The sequence below is a fragment of the Streptomyces sp. NPDC051173 genome (assembly GCF_040689515.1).
Classification (GTDB): domain Bacteria; phylum Actinomycetota; class Actinomycetes; order Streptomycetales; family Streptomycetaceae; genus Streptomyces.
In genome coordinates, this window is the sequence record NZ_JBFBBD010000167.1 from 1 (window position 1) to 1,803 (window position 1,803).

Annotated in this window: 4 protein-coding genes; all 4 read right to left on the minus strand. The window is 70.8% G+C overall.

Annotated elements, in window-relative coordinates; translation table 11 throughout:
• On the minus strand, nucleotides 1–341 hold a 341-nt coding region (locus tag AB0435_RS34085; protein ID WP_366428727.1), incomplete at its 3' end, for a hypothetical protein.
• Nucleotides 338–562: a hypothetical protein gene (locus tag AB0435_RS34090; protein WP_366428728.1), complete on the minus strand. Its 225-nt coding sequence runs from the start codon at nucleotides 560–562 to the stop codon at nucleotides 338–340. The genes AB0435_RS34085 and AB0435_RS34090, both read right to left, overlap by 4 nt.
• A gap of 6 nt (nucleotides 563–568) precedes the next feature.
• Nucleotides 569–1,132, minus strand: coding sequence for a hypothetical protein (locus AB0435_RS34095; RefSeq protein WP_366428729.1), 564 nt, complete (start codon nucleotides 1,130–1,132; stop codon nucleotides 569–571).
• A 17-nt stretch (nucleotides 1,133–1,149) separates the two neighbouring features.
• A partial coding sequence (locus AB0435_RS34100; protein ID WP_366428730.1) for a hypothetical protein occupies nucleotides 1,150–1,803 on the minus strand: 654 nt, incomplete at its 5' end.

Sequence of the window (1,803 nt, forward strand, 5' to 3'; positions counted from 1 at the left end):
AGCCAGTAGCCGTGGATCGACACCGACCGCAGCGCCGGCTCGGTGCCGGTCACCAGGGCGGCGATGTCCCGGCCGGGCACGGTGTCGTACAGGTCGGCCGAGTAGGACGCGGACCCGTCTTCGCCGACCTTCACGCTGGTGAGGCGGCCGACGATGAGCCGGGAGTCGTCGCCCGCGTCGTGGTGGGTGCGCATGACGATGGGCAGGCCGCTGGGGTCGGCGATCCGCTCGGACATGCGTGCCGCGGCCTTCGCGATCAGGTCCCTGGAGTACAGCCGCCGGTTGCGGGAAACGCCGGGGGTGAGCATCGTGCCGGAGACGGTGGCAATCCGCGTCGTCACTGCTGCCGCCCCCTCCCTTTGCGTACCGGCACGGTCGTGGTGGGCCGTGGCTGCCGCCGGGTGCTGGTGAGCAGGCGTAGGAGTGCGGCTCGCACGCCGGGATCGGTCTCGATGGCGTCGATGAGGGAGGTGCGGAAGCTGGCCTGGGCTTCCGCTGCTTCGACGTCCCGGCGGGTCACCGCGCCGCGGACCGGCCGTCGCTTCGGCGGGATCTCGTACACCCGGCCTCACCTGCCCTGCACGGAAAGCTGGAAGGTGAGCGCGGAGAACGTACCGGTCACAGTCCAGGCGAGCCGGTAGGACCCCCCGGAGACCAGCACGGCGCCGGTGGCCATGCCCTGCCCGACGGAGAAGGTCGCCGTTGTGGCAGCGGTGATCGCAGCCGAGGACCCGAGCGTCTGCCAAATTCCGTTGGCGTCCTGCTGCTGGAGGCCGACGACCACGTTGGTGCCGCCCGTGAACGCGGTGACGTTGATGCCGACAATCGCCGTCGCGACGTTATTCGTCCATGTCTGCGTGGTGGTGTTCCCGTTGGCGGTCCGTGACGTGACGGACTCCGAGTAAAGGCCGACCGGGGGCTGAACCACCGTGAAGACGGTCGGCGAGTTGGCCACGTTCACGCCCGGTGTACCAGTGACAGTCACCGTTGGCGTGCCAGAAACCGTGACGGCCGGCGTGTTAGAGACGGTCACCGCTGGTGTGTTGGACACCGTGACCGACGTCGGACTGCCCGACGCGCCGATCACGTTCCCGCTGTTGTCGACCGGGGTGAACACCGGATTCGTGGGCATCGTGGCGGACCTCCAGGTCAGGCAGGGGCAAGGACACAGCGGCAGCGCGGATGCTGCGGCAGTTCGGGGGCGCCGAGCAGGCTGTAGGGGCTGCCCGCCTCCGCGGCGAAGCAGCGCTCACACACCCGCTCGTCTCCCGCGGTCAGCCACATCACACCACTCGTGCCGGCGCCGAGGTAGGCGGACAGCAGTCCCGCCCCGTAGGCGGCGGACACGGCCATATCCGCAGCGAGCGCCAGATCGAGACCCGCGTCGATGGCGTCCCCGGCGCCTTGCTCCGGGTCATCGGTGCTGCCGGCCATGGCCCGCCCGGCCCGGGTGGCGGTGGCGGTCAGGGCGGCGGTCAGGACCGTTACCGCGGTCCCGTCGGCTGTACTGTCCGTCATGTCCGGCGATCCGACGGTGTAAGGATCGTCGGGCTGGTCGTCGTAACTGCTGTCGTCGGTGTGGTCGCGGGTGACGAGGGCGTGTCCGGCGGCCCAGCCCGCCCGGTGGGCACGCTTCGCCGCGAGGGCGATGGCCGCGCGGGTGCGCTTCCACGGCCGGGCGGCCAGAGTCCCCAGGACTGCGGCAGCGGCAGCCTGGCGCCGATGCCGGCCATTCGGATCCACACTCTCGCCGATGGCTTGGCGCCACGCGACGACGGCAGGTGCGAGGTCGATGCCGGTGGT

Excerpts from the sequence above, each read along its gene's own strand:
- AB0435_RS34095 (WP_366428729.1), bottom strand. The coding sequence starts at position 1,132 with ATGCCCACGAATCCGGTGTTCACCCCGGTCGACAACAGCGGGAACGTG.